Source organism: Pseudomonas sp. GNP013, from assembly GCF_054343995.1.
The window spans coordinates 5189502-5206247 of the sequence record NZ_JBTGUT010000001.1 but is presented as its reverse complement, the minus strand read 5'-3'; the positions used below and the strand labels follow the sequence as shown (position 1 = coordinate 5206247).

Annotated in this window: 14 protein-coding genes; 4 read left to right on the top strand and 10 right to left on the bottom strand. The window is 61.9% G+C overall.

Features of this window, described 5'->3' with window-relative positions; genetic code table 11:
* Window positions 1-64 precede the first annotated feature (64 nt).
* The 5 genes from pstB to ACXX81_RS22905 all read right to left on the bottom strand — a co-directional run bounded on the left by pstB (window position 65) and on the right by ACXX81_RS22905 (window position 7637).
* Complete coding sequence (gene pstB / locus ACXX81_RS22925) at window positions 65-898, bottom strand: phosphate ABC transporter ATP-binding protein PstB (RefSeq protein WP_003231719.1); 834 nt, start codon at window positions 896-898, stop codon at window positions 65-67.
* 93 nt (window positions 899-991) lie between these two features.
* Complete coding sequence (gene pstA / locus ACXX81_RS22920; RefSeq protein WP_458572450.1) at window positions 992-2662, bottom strand: phosphate ABC transporter permease PstA; 1671 nt, start codon at window positions 2660-2662, stop codon at window positions 992-994.
* Window positions 2663-2677: 15 nt separating this feature from the next.
* Window positions 2678-4711, bottom strand: a complete 2034-nt coding sequence (locus ACXX81_RS22915; protein ID WP_458572608.1) for an ABC transporter permease subunit — start codon at window positions 4709-4711, stop codon at window positions 2678-2680.
* Between the two features lie 484 nt (window positions 4712-5195).
* Window positions 5196-6182 (bottom strand): phosphate ABC transporter substrate-binding protein PstS, encoded by a 987-nt coding sequence (locus ACXX81_RS22910; RefSeq protein WP_015886581.1) that lies wholly within the window; start codon window positions 6180-6182, stop codon window positions 5196-5198.
* 165 nt (window positions 6183-6347) lie between these two features.
* Window positions 6348-7637 (bottom strand): MFS transporter, encoded by a 1290-nt coding sequence (locus tag ACXX81_RS22905; RefSeq protein ID WP_209986517.1) that lies wholly within the window; start codon window positions 7635-7637, stop codon window positions 6348-6350.
* Between the two features lie 406 nt (window positions 7638-8043).
* Here ACXX81_RS22905 and ACXX81_RS22900 point away from each other — a divergent pair, with 406 nt between their 5' ends.
* A complete protein-coding gene (locus ACXX81_RS22900) occupies window positions 8044-8448 on the top strand; it encodes an acyl-CoA thioesterase (RefSeq protein WP_003176975.1) in 405 nt (134 codons plus the stop codon).
* Between the two features lie 58 nt (window positions 8449-8506).
* Window positions 8507-9406, top strand: a complete 900-nt coding sequence (locus ACXX81_RS22895; RefSeq protein ID WP_458572449.1) for a D-hexose-6-phosphate mutarotase — start codon at window positions 8507-8509, stop codon at window positions 9404-9406.
* Window positions 9407-9517: 111 nt separating this feature from the next.
* Here the strand turns inward: ACXX81_RS22895 and ACXX81_RS22890 are convergent, their stop codons facing one another.
* From ACXX81_RS22890 to ACXX81_RS22870, 5 genes are all read right to left on the bottom strand, one after another.
* The gene (locus ACXX81_RS22890) at window positions 9518-10054 is read right to left on the bottom strand and encodes a DUF3299 domain-containing protein (RefSeq protein ID WP_322212202.1); all 537 of its coding nucleotides are present in this window, start codon (window positions 10052-10054) and stop codon (window positions 9518-9520) included.
* 77 nt (window positions 10055-10131) lie between these two features.
* Window positions 10132-10377 carry a GlsB/YeaQ/YmgE family stress response membrane protein gene (locus tag ACXX81_RS22885; protein ID WP_057006311.1) on the bottom strand — a complete coding sequence of 82 codons (246 nt, stop codon included), beginning with the start codon at window positions 10375-10377 and terminating at the stop codon, window positions 10132-10134.
* Between the two features lie 105 nt (window positions 10378-10482).
* Window positions 10483-11568: a 5-(carboxyamino)imidazole ribonucleotide synthase gene (locus tag ACXX81_RS22880; RefSeq protein WP_209986523.1), complete on the bottom strand. Its 1086-nt coding sequence runs from the start codon at window positions 11566-11568 to the stop codon at window positions 10483-10485.
* A gap of 11 nt (window positions 11569-11579) precedes the next feature.
* On the bottom strand, window positions 11580-12071 hold the full coding sequence (gene purE, locus ACXX81_RS22875; RefSeq protein ID WP_003231730.1) for a 5-(carboxyamino)imidazole ribonucleotide mutase: 492 nt from the start codon (window positions 12069-12071) through the stop codon (window positions 11580-11582).
* A 285-nt stretch (window positions 12072-12356) separates the two neighbouring features.
* Window positions 12357-13265, bottom strand: coding sequence for a LysR substrate-binding domain-containing protein (locus ACXX81_RS22870; RefSeq protein ID WP_010566930.1), 909 nt, complete (start codon window positions 13263-13265; stop codon window positions 12357-12359).
* Window positions 13266-13447: 182 nt separating this feature from the next.
* Here ACXX81_RS22870 and aspA point away from each other — a divergent pair, with 182 nt between their 5' ends.
* Window positions 13448-14872: an aspartate ammonia-lyase gene (gene aspA, locus ACXX81_RS22865; RefSeq protein WP_209986528.1), complete on the top strand. Its 1425-nt coding sequence runs from the start codon at window positions 13448-13450 to the stop codon at window positions 14870-14872.
* Window positions 14873-15262: 390 nt separating this feature from the next.
* A complete protein-coding gene (locus tag ACXX81_RS22860; RefSeq protein ID WP_209986534.1) occupies window positions 15263-16708 on the top strand; it encodes an alanine/glycine:cation symporter family protein in 1446 nt (481 codons plus the stop codon).
* Window positions 16709-16746 lie beyond the last annotated feature (38 nt).

The following is a 16746-nucleotide window of genomic DNA, read 5'->3' as shown; positions in this document are numbered from 1 at the left end:
AGGTGTCGTTGCATTGAACTGCTCTTACTTGCCGCTTGAAGCTTGCGGCTCGCAGCTGCTCCAACTAGCCATACCGCCCCGTAATATAGTCCTCGGTCTGCTTCTTCGCCGGATTGGTGAACAGGGTGTCGGTGTCGCCGAATTCCACCAGCTTGCCCATGTACATGAACGCGGTGTAGTCGGAAACCCGTGCCGCCTGCTGCATGTTGTGGGTCACGATGACGATGGTGAATTTGGATTTGAGTTCGTAGATCAGCTCTTCGACTTTCAGCGTGGAGATCGGGTCGAGGGCCGAGCAGGGTTCGTCGAGCAGCAGCACTTCCGGCTCCACGGCGATGGTACGTGCGATCACCAGACGCTGCTGCTGGCCGCCGGACAAGCCGAGTGCCGATTCGTGCAGGCGGTCCTTGACCTCGTCCCACAGTGCCGCGCCCTTGAGCGCCCACTCCACCGCTTCGTCGAGGACGCGCTTCTTGTTGATGCCCTGGATGCGCAGGCCGTACACCACGTTTTCGTAGATGGTCTTGGGAAACGGGTTGGGCTTCTGGAACACCATGCCGACGCGACGACGCAGCTCGGCCACGTCTTCGCCCTTGCGATAGATGTTGGTGCCGTAGAGGTTGATCGCGCCTTCCACACGGCAGCCGTCCACCAGGTCGTTCATGCGGTTGAAGGTGCGCAGCAGCGTGGACTTGCCGCAGCCGGACGGGCCGATGAAGGCGGTCACGCGCTGCTTGGGGATGTTCATGCTGACGTCGAACAGCGCCTGCTTTTCACCGTAGTACAGGCTCAGGCCAGGCACTTCGATGGCCACGGTTTCCTGGGCCAGGCTCAGGCTCTGCTTGTCGCGACCCAGGGCGGACATGTTGATGCCGTGGGATTGGGTTTCATGTTGCATGGTCTCACTCCGTTCGTAGCTGCCAGCGTCTAGCTGCAAGCTGCAAGATTTGAGCAAAAGCGGCTTGTAGCTTGCCGCTTGTGGCTAATGGCTTTAGCTGTCCAACGCTTTGTACTTCTCGCGCAGGTGGTTACGGATCCACACCGCCGACAGGTTGAGCGTGGCGATCACCAGCACCAGCAACAGCGCAGTGGCGTACACCAGCGGGCGTGCCGCTTCGACGTTGGGGCTCTGGAAGCCAACGTCGTAGATATGAAAGCCCAGGTGCATGATCTTCTGGTCCAGGTGCAGGTACGGGTAGTTGCCGTCCACCGGCAGCGACGGCGCCAGTTTCACTACGCCCACCAGCATCAGCGGCGCCACTTCGCCAGCGGCGCGGGCCACGGCGAGGATCATGCCGGTCATCATGGCCGGGCTGGCCATTGGCAGCACGATCTTCCACAGCGTTTCCGCCTTGGTTGCACCCAGCGCCAGGGAGCCTTCACGCACGGTGCGCGGTATGCGCGCCAAGCCTTCTTCAGTGGCCACGATCACCACCGGCACTGCCAGCAGCGCCAGGGTCAGCGAGGCCCACAGCAGGCCCGGCGTGCCGAAGGTGGGTGCCGGCAGGGCTTCGGCGAAGAACAGGCGGTCCACCGAGCCACCCAGCACATACACGAAGAAGCCCAGGCCGAACACGCCATAGACGATGGCCGGGACGCCCGCCAGGTTGTTCACGGCGATGCGGATAACCCGCGTCAGGGTGTTCTGCTTGGCATATTCGCGCAGGTACACCGCCGCCAGTACGCCGAACGGCGTCACGATCATCGCCATGATCAGCGTCATCATCACGGTGCCGAAAATCGCCGGGAAGATCCCGCCTTCAGTGTTGGCTTCCCGTGGGTCATCGCTCAGAAATTCCCAGACCTTGCTGAAGTAGAAGCCGATCTTGGTCAGCGTGCCCATCGCGTTCGGCTGGTAGGCGTGCACCACCTTGCCGATGCCAATTTCAAGTTCCTTGCCATTGCCGTCGCGCGCCGTCAGCGCATCGCGGTTGAACTGGGCATGCAGGTCAGCCAGACGCGCCTCGATATCCTGATAACGCGCGTTCAGCTCAGCGCGGTCAGCCTCCATGTCGGCCTGGGCGGCGGCGTCGAGCTTGCCTTCCAGTTCCAGCTTGCGACCGTGCAGGCGGATGCGTTCGAGACCGGCGTTGATCGCACCAATGTCGGATTTCTCCAGCGTCTTGAGCTGAGCGGCCAGTGCGTTCACACGGTCGACGCGGGCTTGCAGCTCCGGCCACGCAGCCTCGCCTTCGGCGATCACCTTGCCGTCCTGTTTGACGTTGACCAGAGTGCCGTAGAAATTGCCCCACTCACGACGCTCGATGGTCATGAGGTTCTTCGGCGTGGTCTGGTCCTTCAACCATTCGCCGACAATCCAGGTGAAGTCATTGCCGTTGAGGTCACGGTTGCCGACCTTGATCAGCTCGCGGGTCATGAACTCCGGGCCCGCATCGGGCACCGGCAGGCCCGCGCTTTTCAGGCGTTCGCGCGGTACTTCTTCCTTCTGCACCACTTCGCCGATGACGATATGGTTTTCCTGGCCCGGCACGTTGTAGCTGGCCTGGATCAGGTCGGCCGGCCAGAAGTGGCCCAGGCCACGCACCGCAATCACGGCCAGCAAACCCAGGGTCATGATGACCGCGATGGACACCGCGCCACCGCTGATCCAGACGCCGGGGGCGCCGCTCTTGAACCATCCGTTCAGGGAGTTCTGTTTCACAGACTTCTACCTTTCTTAAAGCGACGAGTATTTCTTGCGCAGACGCTGACGGATCAGCTCGGCGAGGGTGTTCATGACGAAGGTGAACAGCAGCAGCACCAGCGCCGAGAGGAACAGCACGCGGTAGTGACTGCCGCCGACTTCCGACTCCGGCATTTCTACCGCGACGTTGGCCGCCAGCGTGCGCAGGCCTTCGAACAGGTTCATCTCCATCACCGGGGTGTTGCCGGTGGCCATCAGCACGATCATGGTCTCGCCCACGGCGCGGCCCATGCCGATCATCAGCGCCGAGAAAATCCCCGGGCTGGCGGTCAGGATCACCACGCGTGTCATGGTCTGCCACGGCGTGGCGCCCAGCGCCAGCGAGCCCAGGGTCAGGCCGCGCGGCACGCTGAACACGGCGTCTTCGGCGATGGAGTAGATGTTCGGGATCACCGCAAAACCCATCGCCAGGCCCACCACCAGCGCGTTGCGCTGGTCGTAGGTAATGCCCAGGTCGTGGGAGATCCACATGCGCATGTCGCCGCCGAAAAACCAGGTTTCCAGGTACGGGCTCATGTACAGCGACAGCCAGCCCACAAACAGAATCACCGGGATCAGGATCGCGCTTTCCCAGCCATCGGGAACCCGCAGGCGGATCGACTCAGGCAGGCGGCTGAACACGAAACCGGCCACCAGGATGCCAATCGGCAGCAGCATCAGCAGGCTGAAAATCCCCGGCAGATGCCCCTCCACATACGGCGCGAGAAACAGACCGGCGAAAAAGCCAAGGATCACCGTCGGCATGGCTTCCATCAACTCGATCACCGGCTTGACCTTGCGGCGCAGGCTCGGCGCCATGAAGTAGGCGGTGTAGATCGCTGCGGCCACCGCCAGCGGCGCGGCCAGCAGCATGGCGTAGAACGCTGCCTTCAGGGTGCCGAAGGTCAGCGGTGCGAGGCTCATCTTGGGTTCGAAATCGGTATTGGCGGCGGTCGATTGCCAGACGTATTTGGGCTCGTCGTAGTTCTCGTACCAGACCTTGCTCCACAGCGCGCTCCATGAAACCTCGGGGTGCGGGTTGTCGAGTAGCAACGGTTGCAGCTTGCCACCGGCCTCGACGATCACCCGGTTGGCCCGAGGCGACAGGCCGTACACGCCCTGGCCGTCGACCACCGGATCGACCAGCAGGGTGCGGTGCGCGGTGCTGTGGAATACGCCGAACTGGCCGGACGCATCCAGTGCGGTGAAGCCCTTGCGACGCTCTTCGGCGCTGATTTCCACAATGGGCGAGGTGCCCATCTGGAACGTGCGGATCTGCTTCAGGCGCTGCTCGCCATCCGGGTCGCGGGCCATGAACCACTGGGCCAGGCCACCCTTGGAGTTACCGACGATCAGCGAGATACCGCCTACCAGCTGAGTGCTGGCGGTGATTTCGGCGTTGCCGTCTTCGAGCAATTTGTAGCGACCGTTGAGGTTTTTGTCGCGCAGGCTGAACACATCGGCCAGGGCGCGGCCGTTAATCACGTACAGCCATTGCTGGCGCGGGTCGATGAAGATCGCCTTCACCGGCTCGGTCATCTGCGGCAGCTCGATGCGCTTCTGCTCGCTGGTGACTTCGCCGGTCATCATGTTTTCTTCGCGGCTCAGGGACAGCACGTTCAGGAACGAGCCGGCGGAACCGGCCAGCACCAGCGTGGAGTCGGTGGCGTTGAGGGCCACGTGCTCCAGCGGGCGACCGGCGTCATCCAATACGATCGGCGTTTCGCCGTACGGGTATTCGATGGCAGGGCTGATGGTTTTCTTGCCGTCCGGGTAGGACACCTTATAGGTGTGGCGGAACACCAGAGACTGACCGTTGGACAGGCCGAGCACCACCAGCGGGCTGCCGGGCTGGTCTTCACCGATGGATACCACGCTGGCACCGGCCGGCAGCGGCAGGTCGACACGCTTGAGTTCTGCGCCGGTGGTGATGTCAAAGAACAGCGCCTGGCCCTTGTCGGAAACCCGCATGGCCACCTGGTTCTGTTCCTCAAGGGAAATCATCAGCGGCTTGCCCGCGTCCTGGATCCAGGCCGGGGTGAGTGCGTCTTCTCTGGTCAGCGAGGCGCCCTGGAACAGCGGTGCCACTACATAGGCAAGAAAGAAGAAAATCAGCGTGATGGCGCCGAGGACGGCGAGACCGCCGACCAACACGTACCAGCGGGTCAGGCGGTCCTTGAGCGCGCGAATGCGGCGCTTGCGTTGCAGCTCAGGCGTATTGAAATCAATGCGCTTGGGGGGGGAAGTCGTCGTCATGGTGGAATTGGCCAGATCATTCATGCGCACACCCTAGCGGTCCTGTATGACAGAAAGATGACAATGCGGTGACGCAGGAAATCCGCCGCGCAGCGAGGCTGGCAGCGGATAAAAGAATTTTTGGTGCAGGCCGCTTGTGTGGGAGCCGGGCTTGCCCGCGATGGCATCAACACGGTTCAACGTTAAACCGCGTCGCCAGCATCGCGGGCAGCCCGCTCCCACAGAGAAGCGTGCATCTACACCCGGTATTACGGGCTTAGTTGCCTTCTTTCAGACCCAGGTCAGCCAGTGCCTTGGCGGCAACCTTGGCTGGCAGTGGGATGTAGCCGTCTTTCACGACAACTTCCTGGCCCTGTTTCGACAGTACCAGCTTCACGAACTCGGCTTCCAGCGGTGCCAGCGGCTTGTTCGGGGCTTTGTTGACGTAAACGTAGAGGAAACGCGACAGCGGGTACTTGCCGTTCAGGGCGTTTTCTTCGGTGTCTTCGATGAAGTCCGTGCTGCCCTTCTTGGCCAGAGCCACGGTTTTCACGCTGGCGGTCTTGTAGCCGATGCCCGAGTAACCGATGCCGTTGAGCGAAGAGCTGATCGACTGCACAACCGAAGCCGAGCCAGGCTGTTCGTTCACGTTAGGCTTGTAGTCGCCTTTGCACAGGGCTTCTTCCTTGAAGTAGCCGTAGGTGCCGGAGACCGAGTTACGACCGAACAGTTGCACCGGCTTGTTGGCCAGGTCGCCGGTCACACCCAGGTCGCCCCAGGTTTTCACGTCGGCTTTGGCACCGCACAGGCGAGTCGACGAGAAGATAGCGTCGACCTGTTCCATGGTCAGGTGCTGGATCGGGTTGTCCTTGTGCACGAACACAGCCAGGGCATCCACGGCCACCGGAATAGCGGTGGGCTTGTAGCCGTACTTCTGCTCGAAGGCAGCCAGCTCGGTGTCCTTCATCTTGCGGCTCATCGGGCCCAGGTTGGAGGTGCCTTCAGTCAGCGCAGGGGGTGCAGTGGCGGAGCCGGCAGCTTGAATCTGGATGTTGACGTTCGGGTATTCCTTCTTATAACCCTCGGCCCACAGGGTCATCAGGTTAGCCAGGGTATCGGAACCGACGCTGGACAGGTTGCCCGACACACCAGTGGTCTTAACATAAGCCGGGATTGCCGGGTCAACACCAGCGGCCACCGCGTTGGCGGTCGCAACGCCAGCAGCGACAAAAGTCATTGCCGCCATCAAACGCTTCAGTTTCATGCCTTGCTCCTAGCAGATAGGGATAGTTGGATCGGGGCCAAGTATCGAGAGGCCGTGTGAACACTCTATGTCGAGAATATGACAGTTAGATGAAAGGCCACTATCGCAAGCAAGGGGGACTTGAGCGTCCCAAGGAGATTCCCACGCAAGCGTGGGACCCATCAATCAGCGTCCACGCTTCCAGAGGTACCCGCCCACCAGCGCGCCCATCACACACAGCGCGGCAACATAGTAGGCAGGACCCATCGGGCTTTCCTTCATCAGCAACGACACCGCCAGCGGCGTCAGCCCGCCGAAGATGGCGTAGGCCACGTTGTAGGAAAACGACAACCCGCTGAAACGCACCACCGGCGGGAAGGCTTTGACCATGACGTAAGGCACCACACCGATCACGCCGACAAACAGGCCGGTCAGGGTGTACAGCGGGAAGAGCCAGTTCGGGTGCTCGATGAGGCTGTGGTACAGCGTCCACGACGTCGCCAGCAGCAGCAGACAACCGCTGACCAGCACGCGCCCGGCACCGAAGCGGTCGGCCAGTGCGCCGGAAGCGATGCAACCCAGGCTCAGAGTCACGATGGCCAGGCTGTTGGCCTGCAGCGCTACTGTCGGGCTGAAGTGGTAGACGGTTTGCAGCACGGTCGGGGTCATCAGGATAACCACCACGACGCCGGCCGACAGCAACCAGGTCAGCAGCATCGACAGCACGATGGCGCCACGGTGGTCGCGCAGTACCGCACGCAACGGCAGCTCGGCGGCCAGGGCCTTGCGTTGCTGCATCTCGGCGAAGATCGGCGTTTCATGCAGCCAGCGCCGCAGGTACACCGACAGTAGACCGAACACCCCACCAAGCAGGAACGGGATACGCCAGGCGTAATCCGAGACCTGCTCGGGGCTATAAAGCGTGTTGATGGCGGTGGCCACCAGCGATCCCAACAGGATGCCGGCGGTGAGGCCGCTGGTCAGGGTGCCGCAGGCGTAGCCAATGTGGCGCGGCGGAACGTGTTCGGAGACGAACACCCAGGCGCCGGGCACTTCGCCGCCAATGGCCGCGCCCTGGATGACGCGCATCAACAGCAATAACAGCGGCGCCCACAGGCCGATCTGCGCGTAGGTTGGCAGCAGGCCCATGATCAGCGTCGGCACGGCCATCATGAAGATGCTCAGGGTAAACATCTTCTTGCGGCCCAGCAGGTCGCCGAAGTGCGCCATGATGATGCCGCCCAGCGGGCGCGCCAGGTAGCCGGCCGCAAAGATGCCGAAGGTCTGCATCATGCGCAGCCATTCGGGCATGTCGACGGGAAAGAACAGTTTTCCGACCACGGTGGCGAAAAACACGAAGATGATGAAGTCGTAGAATTCCAGCGCCCCGCCCAAGGCAGACAGCGACAGGGTTTTATAGTCGTTGCGGGTCAGCGGGCGCGAAGGTGGCGCACTGCTTGCGGGCACGGAGGACATGGCAAGGCTTCTCTTATAGTAATCAGCGTAATGAAGGACACACGCCGTGACGGGCGGCGGCTTGGCAAGATAGCAAATCGCTTGTAAAAGCACAGCGCCAGGAGAACAGTTGCGCGCAAAAGCCGCCGTACAGCGCTTGATTAGTGACCAAATGAGCCCCCGGAGGTCGTAGTGACGCCAACCTGTGGATATACTCGGCCCTTGCAAGTGCAAGACCCGCAGTCTTGACGGGCTGCTGTGCCAAAACGCCGTTGGGTGCCATCCAGCCGATTTGGCAGAGTTTCCCTTCAGTACGCCTTACGAGAAACGCATCGAGCGGTGTATGTTGGTGCTGAAACGTTTTTCCGCAAGACGGCTATCCATTTGAAATACCCATGAAGCGTCACGGGTCAGAGGCACCCTCGGCATGATCGAACTCGAACAAGAAGATCCAATCCCGCAAGGCGATCTCGCCCTGCAAATCACCGCGCTCCCCCGTGAAACCAACGGTTTTGGCGATATCTTCGGCGGCTGGCTGGTTGCGCAGATGGACCTGGCTGGCACGGCAATGGCCAGCAAGGTCGCCGGTGGTCGCGTGGCCACCGTGGCGATTGATCGCATGGCCTTTCTGGTACCGGTGGCGGTGGGCGCGCAGTTGTCCTTCTATACCCAGGCCCTGGAAATCGGCCGCAGCTCGATCCAGATGATGGTCGAAGTGTGGAGCGACGACCCGCTGTCCAGTGAATGGCGCAAGGTGACCGAGGCGGTCTTCGTGTTCGTCGCCATCGATGGCAGTGGTCGCACCCGCTCGGTGCCGTCACGCGCGCGTTAAACCTCGCGCGGTTTTGACGGTCCATTGCCCCATTGCCTGCCATTGAGAGAGCTGTGACATGCCGACGCCCCACGTTGAAACCGTAAAGATCGACGAGCTGGACTGCTGGCGTATTCGCCACAACGGCGCCGAACTGATGGTGGCCCAACAGGGCGCGCATATCTTCAGCTATCAGCGTCAAGGCGAGCAGCCGCTGATATGGCCGAACCCCGACGCGGTGTTCAAGCAAGGCAAAGGCATTCGTACCGGTGTGCCGGTCTGCTGGCCATGGTTTGGCGTGTTCGACCGCAACCCGCAGAGCGTGAAGGCGATGCGCCAGAGCGAACAGCCGGCCGGTGCCCATGGCTTTGTGCGAACTGCGATCTGGGAATTGGCTGCGACCGAACTCGAAGGTGAAGCACTGCGTGTGGACCTGGTCCTGCCAGCGCCTGTCGGCGGCTTTCCTGGCTGGCCCCATCAGGTCGACCTGAAGCTGAGCCTGCTGCTGGACGACCAACTGCACATCCGCCTGACCAGCCACAACCGTGACGACCACACCGTGACACTCAGTCAGGCGCTGCACACCTATTTCGCGGTCAGCGATGTGCGCAATGTGCAGGTTGAGGGTCTGGATGGCCTGACGTATCTCGATACCGCCGATGGCTGGACCGAGAAACAGCAGTCCGGCCTACTACCGTTCGCCGCCGAGACCGACCGTATCTATCTCGACACTCCGACGCAGCTCAACATCGTCGACAAAGACTGGCAGCGCCGCATCCAGCTCACAAGCCAGGGCTCCCACTCCACCGTCATCTGGAACCCCTGGACCGAACGCGCCAAAGCCTTCGACGACATGGCCAACGATGGCTGGACGGGCATGTTGTGCATCGAGACGGCGAATGTGCTGGATGATGTGGTGGCATTGGCCCCGGGCGAAAGCCACACCCTGGCCGTGAGCATCACAGCCCTCCCCCTGTAAACCCGATTCAACTGTGGGAGCTGGCTTGCCTACGATAGCATCACCTCGATATTACTGACACACCGAGGCGTCTGCATCGCAGGCAAGCCAGCTCCCGCACGGGCAGGTTTCTTACAGGTCGGATTCCTTCACTACGCGGACCTTGCCCGCATCCAGCGCATACGCCGCATCCGCCAGATCGTTATTCACCTTCTCCACCTTCAACGTTCCCGTGACCCACAGCGGCGTGTAGATATCATCCAGCTTCAGCCCCTTGGGATAGCGCACCAGCACCAGCTGGTTGGGCGGCGGTGGCGGCACGTGGATACAGGCGCCCGGGTATGGCACCAGGAAGAACAGCGTGCTGCGACCCTTTGCATCGGTTTCCAGCGGCACCGGGTAGCCGCCGATGCGGATGTTCTTGCCGTTCATGGCGGCCACCGTCTTGGTGGAATACATCACCGCCGGCAACCCCTTGCTTTGCTTGAGGCCACCCTTGTCGGTGAACGTGCCTTGGGCTTCGGGGGAGTTATGGTCGATCTCGGGCATGGCTTCGAGGGCTTTCTGGTCCGACAGGGGCATCAGGTCGAGCCAGTCGGTTTCCGGCAGTTCACCGGCGTGCGCCAGGCCTGAGCCCAGCAAGAGGAATGTCAACAGTAGACGGCGCATGGAGAAGCTCGGCAAATTCAAGTGCCGAGTATTCTAGCCCTCTGCGCCTGCGCAGCGCAGAGGACTTTGTCGGCTGATTACTTCCTTTTGATCAGGCCGTAGATCACCAGCAGTACGATGGCACCGACCAGTGCGCCGATGAAGCCTGCGCCTTGACCGGCCTGGTAGATACCCAGCGCCTGACCACCGTAGGTCGCGGCCAGGGAGCCGGCGATACCCAGCAGGATGGTCATGATCCAGCCCATGCTGTCGTCGCCGGGCTTGAGGAAGCGCGCCAGCAGGCCGACGATCAAGCCGATAAAGATGGTTCCGATGATACCCATGGCATTTCCCTCTGATTGGTGTGAGTCATGCCAAAGCCTGGTCAGGCTTTGCCATCCTGCAATCAGAGGGACGGCGGCAACCAATGGTTCCCGTCATGACCAGGCTTATTGTTCGGCGATCAGCGCTTCGACCTTGAGGATCTGCGCCTGCAGCGTCGCACGGTCCTTGCAACGCAGGTTGGCGTGGCCGACCTTGCGCCCGGCCTTGAAGGCCTTGCCGTAGTGATGCAGGTGGCAATCATCGATGGCGATCACACGCTCCACGGGCGGCACCGAACCGATGAAATTGAGCATGGCGCTCTCGCCGACTTTGGCCGTGGAGCCCAGCGGCAAGCCCGCCACCGCCCGCAGGTGGTTTTCGAACTGGCTGCACTCGGCGCCTTCGGTGGTCCAGTGCCCGGAGTTGTGCACCCGTGGTGCGATTTCGTTGGCCTTGAGGCCACCGTCCACTTCAAAGAACTCGAAGGCCATCACCCCGACGTAGTCCAGCTGCTTGAGCACGCGGCTGGAATAGTCTTCGGCCAGGGCCTGCAACGGGTGATCGGTACTGGCCACGGACAGCTTGAGGATGCCGCTGTCGTGGGTGTTGTGCACCAGCGGGTAGAAACGGGTTTCGCCATCGCGGGCACGCACGGCGATCAGCGATACTTCGCCGGTGAACGGCACGAAGCCTTCCAGCAGGCAGGCGACGCTGCCCAGCTCGGCGAAGGTGCCCACCACGTCGGCCTCGGTGCGCAGCACTTTCTGGCCCTTGCCGTCGTAACCCAGGGTGCGGGTCTTGAGCACCGCCGGCAGGCCGATGCGGGCGACGGCGGCGTCCAGGTCCGCCTGGGACTGAATGTCGGCGAAGTCCGGGGTCGGAATACCCAGGTCCTTGAACATGCTCTTTTCGAACCAGCGGTCGCGCGCAATGCGCAGTGCTTCGGCGCTCGGGTACACCGGCACGAATTGCGACAGGAACGCCACCGTTTCAGCCGGGACACTTTCGAACTCGAAGGTCACCAGATCGACTTCCTCGGCCAGTTGGCGCAGGTGATCCGGGTCACTGTAGTCAGCGCGCAGGTGTTCACCCAGGGCCGCCGCGCAGGCATCCGGCGCAGGGTCCAGGAAAGCGAAGTTCATCCCCAGCGGGGTGCCCGCCAGAGCCAGCATACGACCCAGTTGGCCGCCACCGATTACACCGATTTTCATCAATAACAACCTCAGGCGATGCGTGGGTCTGGATTGTCCAGCACGCTGTCTGTCTGCTCGGCACGGAATTTTTTCAGCACCGCGTGGAACTGCGGGTGCTTGGCGCCGAGGATGCTGGCCGCCAGCAAGGCGGCGTTGATCGCGCCGGCCTTGCCGATCGCCAGGGTCGCCACCGGGATGCCGGCGGGCATCTGCACGATGGACAACAGCGAGTCCACGCCCGAGAGCATCGACGACTGCACTGGCACCCCAAGCACAGGCAGGTGGGTCTTGGCCGCACACATGCCTGGCAAATGCGCCGCACCGCCGGCACCGGCGATGATCACCTCGATGCCACGGGATTCTGCCTCATCGGCATACTGGAACAGCAGGTCCGGAGTGCGGTGGGCGGAGACCACCTTCACTTCGTACGCAATGCCGAGTTTTTCCAGCATATCGGCGGTGTGGCTAAGGGTGGACCAATCGGACTTGGAGCCCATGATCACGCCAACCAATGCACTCATCGTCGTGCCTCTTCTCTCTGGGCGCCCGCAGGCGCGTCAAAAAACAACAAGCCACGCAGGAAATCCGGCGTGGCTTGGTGTACGAAATAAGGCCGGTTGGACCGGCCGAAGGCCGCGCAGTATACCGTAATAATCGGGATAAACAGCCCCTTGGATGACCATCTGTCCAGCGGTGCAAAGTAGCGGTTTTATTGACTTAAGAGTCAGTCCAAAGCACCGCGAAATAATGTGGGAGAGGGCTTGCCCCCTCCCACATTTTGCTCTGTGTTGGGCCCGAGATTGAACTCAGGTGTTTTGCGCGGCGCCACCTTCGAGCTTGCGCCACAACAACCGCACATTCGCCTTGCGCACCAACGCGCAGCGATACAGGCGAATCTCCAGCGGCACATGCCATTGCGGCCCGCCACACACCACCAACTCGCCTCGGGCCAATTCTGCCCGTACGCTCAGTTGCGGCACCCAGGCAATGCCCAGGCCTTCCAGCGCCATACTCTTGAGGCTGTCGGCCATCGCGGTTTCGTACACGGTGGTAAAACGCAGCGCGCGCTGGCGCAGCAGCAGGTGCACCGAACGGCCGAGGAATGCGCCGGCGCTGTAGGCCAGCAGCGGCACGCTGCCCTCGCCTTCGAGGTCGAACAGCGGCTTGCCGTCGGCATCGGCGGCGCACACCGGGAGCATTTCGGTGTTACCCAGGTGCAGCGACGGGAAGATTTCGGCGTCCATCTGCATCGCGGCATCCGGGTCGTAGAACGCCAGCATCAGGTCGCAACCGCCTTCGCGCAGGGCGTGCACCGCGTCGCCGACGTTGGTGGCGACCAGCCGCGTGGCGATGTTCAAACCTTCGTTGCGCAGTTGGGCGATCCAGCGCGGGAAGAACCCCAGCGCCAATGAGTGGGCGGCGGCCACTTGCATGACTTCGCCCTGCCCGCCTTCCAGATGATGCAAATGGCGCAGCACTTCGCCCAACTGTTCGACCACCGTACGCGCGGTAACCAGAAACAGTTGCCCCGCCGCCGTCAGTTCCACCGGTGTGCGCGAACGGTTGACCAGCGTCAGGCCCAGCGCGGCCTCCAGGCTGCGGATACGCCGACTGAACGCCGGCTGGGTGACGAACCGCCGCTCCGCCGCCTGGGAAAAGCTGCGCGTCGCCGCCAGGGCGCTGAAGTCTTCCAGCCATTTGCTCTCAAGGTTCATCACTGCCTCCCAAGGCCACGCACCCATTTGGCACACACGCCCGTCATGATAGCCGGGTCACGCCGACATTATGCCGTTTGTGCATAGCCCAGTGTTTAACAGCATTGGCCCAAAAACGTCCACACGCCTAGCATTCGCAGCGTTCCGGCCTGTTCCGGGTCCCTATCGAGATGATTTCCGTCATGTCCTCCGCTGCATCATTCCGCACAGAAAAAGACCTGCTTGGCGTACTCGACGTACCCGCTCAAGCGTACTACGGCATCCAGACCCTGCGAGCGGTGAACAACTTCCGCCTCTCGGGCGTTCCGATTTCGCATTACCCGAAATTGGTGGTCGGTCTGGCAATGGTCAAGCAAGCGGCAGCGGATGCCAACCGCGAGTTGGGTCAGCTCAGCGAAGCCAAGCACGCGGCCATCAGCGAAGCCTGTGCCCGCTTGATCCGCGGCGATTTCCACGAAGAGTTCGTGGTGGACATGATTCAAGGCGGCGCCGGCACTTCAACCAACATGAATGCCAACGAAGTCATCGCCAATATCGCGCTGGAGGCCATGGGTCACCAGAAGGGCGAATACCAGTACTTGCATCCCAACAACGACGTGAACATGGCGCAGTCGACCAACGACGCCTACCCGACCGCGATCCGCCTGGGTCTGCTGCTGGGCCATGACGCGCTGCTGGCCAGCCTCGACAGCCTGATCCAGGCCTTCGCCGCCAAGGGTGTGGAATTCGGCCATGTGCTGAAAATGGGCCGCACCCAGTTGCAGGACGCCGTGCCGATGACCCTTGGCCAGGAATTCCGCGCCTTCGCCACCACCCTCGGTGAAGACCTGGCCCGCCTGAAAACCCTGGCGCCAGAGCTGTTGACCGAAGTGAACCTGGGCGGCACCGCCATCGGTACTGGCATCAACGCCGACCCGCGTTATCAGGCCCTGGCCGTACAACGCCTGGCCGTTATCAGTGGCCAGCCAGTAGTCCCGGCCGCGGACCTGATTGAAGCCACTTCCGACATGGGCGCCTTCGTACTGTTCTCCGGCATGCTCAAGCGTACCGCCGTGAAGCTGTCGAAGATCTGCAACGACCTGCGCCTGCTGTCCAGCGGCCCACGCACCGGCATCAACGAGATCAACCTGCCGGCCCGCCAGCCAGGTAGCTCGATCATGCCCGGCAAGGTCAACCCGGTGATCCCGGAAGCGGTCAACCAGGTGGCATTCCAGGTCATCGGCAACGACCTGGCGCTGACCATGGCTGCCGAAGGCGGCCAACTGCAGCTGAACGTGATGGAGCCGCTGATCGCCTTCAAGATCTTCGACTCGATCCGCCTGCTGCAACGCGCCATGGACATGCTGCGCGAACACTGCATCGTCGGCATCACCGCCAACGAAGCGCGCTGCCGCGAACTGGTGGAACACTCCATCGGCCTGGTCACCGCGCTGAACCCCTACATCGGCTATGAAAACGCCACCCGCATTGCGCGAATCGCCCTTGAAAGCGGTCGCGGCGTGCTGGAACTGGTGCGCGAAGAAGGCTTGCTCGACGACGCCATGCTCGACGACATCCTGCGCCCCGAAAACATGATCGCTCCACGTCTGGTCCCGTTGAAGGCCTGATGTCCGTTGCACTGCTCACCAGGTTGAGGGACTAGACACCTCTCACCTTTTGAGGGCCTGAAGGCTCGTTCTTCAGGCCCTTTTTTTTGCCTTGAGGTTGCGAAATGACGCCTATAAAAAATCCAACATCGCCCTGCAAACCCGACCTGTCCGATTCAGTGCTGCTGAAACCTTTAATCGGCCCGTGCAGACGGATCACGCGCGCCTAGGTATAGTGCCGCCCCTCATCGCGTCTGCGGCCATCGGTAACGAGGCCCGCAACAACGCGAAAGCGCATGAATAACAACACCCGCAAAAGGATTGGGGTCGAAGCATCGTGCACTGCCTGGTGCCGAGCGATGCATCGAACCGTCCTGCGTTTGCCATTAAAAAATCAGCGAGGAACACTCCATGCTCGAAGTCATCAACGACTTCCTCTCAGGGAAAGTACTGATCGTGCTCATTGTCGGGCTCGGTGGTTATTTCACGATTCGCTCGCGTTTCGTGCAGTTGCGCCACTTTTTCCACATGTTCTCGGTATTCAAAGACAGCCTGAAGAGCAGCTCCGGCCAACTCAGCTCGTTCCAGGCGCTGATGCTCAGCCTGGCGGGCCGCGTCGGTGCCGGTAACATCGCCGGCGTCGGCATTGCCGTGACCCTGGGTGGCCCGGGCGCCGTGTTCTGGATGTGGGTCACCGCGCTGGTGGGCATGTCGTCGAGCTTTATCGAATGCTCCCTGGGCCAGTTGTACAAGCGCACCGACGCTGACGGCGCCTACCGTGGCGGCCCGGCTTATTACATCCAGCACGGTCTGCACAAACGCTGGCTGGGCATGGTCATGGCGTTCCTGCTGCTGGTGACCTTCGGCTTCGCCTTCAACGGCCTGCAAGCCCACGCCGTGACCCACTCGCTGAACAATGCCTTCGGCCTCGACACCACCTACACCGGCCTTGCGCTGGCGGTGTTGCTGGGCCTGGTGTTCATCGGCGGGATCAAGCGCATCGCCTCGATCGCCGACCTGCTGGTGCCGGTCAAGACCCTCGTGTACATCGCCGTAACCCTTTACGTGATCGTGCTGCAGTTCGACCACGTACCGGCCATGCTCGCGACCATCGTCAAGAGCGCGTTCGGCCTCGACCAGGCCTTCGGTGGCCTGGTGGGCAGTGCGATCATCATGGGCGTAAAACGCGGCGTGTTCGCCAACGAAGCAGGTCTGGGCAGTGCGCCCAACGTGGCCGCCGTCGCTTCGGTAGAGCACCCGATTGCCCAGGGCGTGGTGCAGGCGTTCAGCGTGTTCCTCGACACCTTCGTGATCTGCACCTGCACCGCGTTGCTGATCCTGCTCTCCGGCTTCTACACCCCGGGCTTTGAAGGCGACGGCATTGCCCTGACCCAGAACTCCCTGGCCGCCGTGGTCGGTGACTGGGGCCGCATGTTCATCTCGGTGGCCCTGGCGTTGTTCGTGTTCACCTCGATCATGTACAACTACTACCTGGGCGAGAGCAACCTGCGCTTTCTGGTCGGCAATAACCGCAAGGTGTTGATGGGCTATCGCGCGCTGGTGCTGGTGCTGATCTTCTGGGGTTCGATCGAGAACCTGAGCACCGTATTCGCCTTCGCCGACATCACCATGACCCTGCTCGCGTTCGTCAACCTGTTCGCCCTGGCGTTCCTGTTCAAGATCGCCATGCGCATCCTGAACGACTACGACAACCAGCGCGCAGCGGGCATCAAGACGCCGGTGTTCGACTCCAGCCAGTTCCCGGACCTGGACCTGGATCGCAGCGCCTGGCCGGCCAATCCTGTGACGCCGCAGCAAGCGCCAGCGGCTGAACTGAGCGCGCACCCACAGCGCTGAGCCTAGATAGATGACACGCCGCCCGGCCTTGGGCATGC

Coding starts and splice junctions, on each gene's coding strand:
- pstB (WP_003231719.1), bottom strand. CDS start 898: ATGCAACATGAAACCCAATCCCACGGCATCAACATGTCCGCCCTGGGT.
- ACXX81_RS22910 (WP_015886581.1), bottom strand. CDS start 6,182: ATGAAACTGAAGCGTTTGATGGCGGCAATGACTTTTGTCGCTGCTGGC.
- ACXX81_RS22905 (WP_209986517.1), bottom strand. CDS start 7,637: ATGTCCTCCGTGCCCGCAAGCAGTGCGCCACCTTCGCGCCCGCTGACC.
- ACXX81_RS22900 (WP_003176975.1), top strand. CDS start 8,044: ATGATCGAACTCGAACAAGAAGATCCAATCCCGCAAGGCGATCTCGCC.
- ACXX81_RS22895 (WP_458572449.1), top strand. CDS start 8,507: ATGCCGACGCCCCACGTTGAAACCGTAAAGATCGACGAGCTGGACTGC.
- ACXX81_RS22890 (WP_322212202.1), bottom strand. CDS start 10,054: ATGCGCCGTCTACTGTTGACATTCCTCTTGCTGGGCTCAGGCCTGGCG.
- ACXX81_RS22885 (WP_057006311.1), bottom strand. CDS start 10,377: ATGGGTATCATCGGAACCATCTTTATCGGCTTGATCGTCGGCCTGCTG.
- ACXX81_RS22880 (WP_209986523.1), bottom strand. CDS start 11,568: ATGAAAATCGGTGTAATCGGTGGCGGCCAACTGGGTCGTATGCTGGCT.
- purE (WP_003231730.1), bottom strand. CDS start 12,071: ATGAGTGCATTGGTTGGCGTGATCATGGGCTCCAAGTCCGATTGGTCC.
- ACXX81_RS22870 (WP_010566930.1), bottom strand. CDS start 13,265: ATGAACCTTGAGAGCAAATGGCTGGAAGACTTCAGCGCCCTGGCGGCG.
- aspA (WP_209986528.1), top strand. CDS start 13,448: ATGTCCTCCGCTGCATCATTCCGCACAGAAAAAGACCTGCTTGGCGTA.
- ACXX81_RS22860 (WP_209986534.1), top strand. CDS start 15,263: ATGCTCGAAGTCATCAACGACTTCCTCTCAGGGAAAGTACTGATCGTG.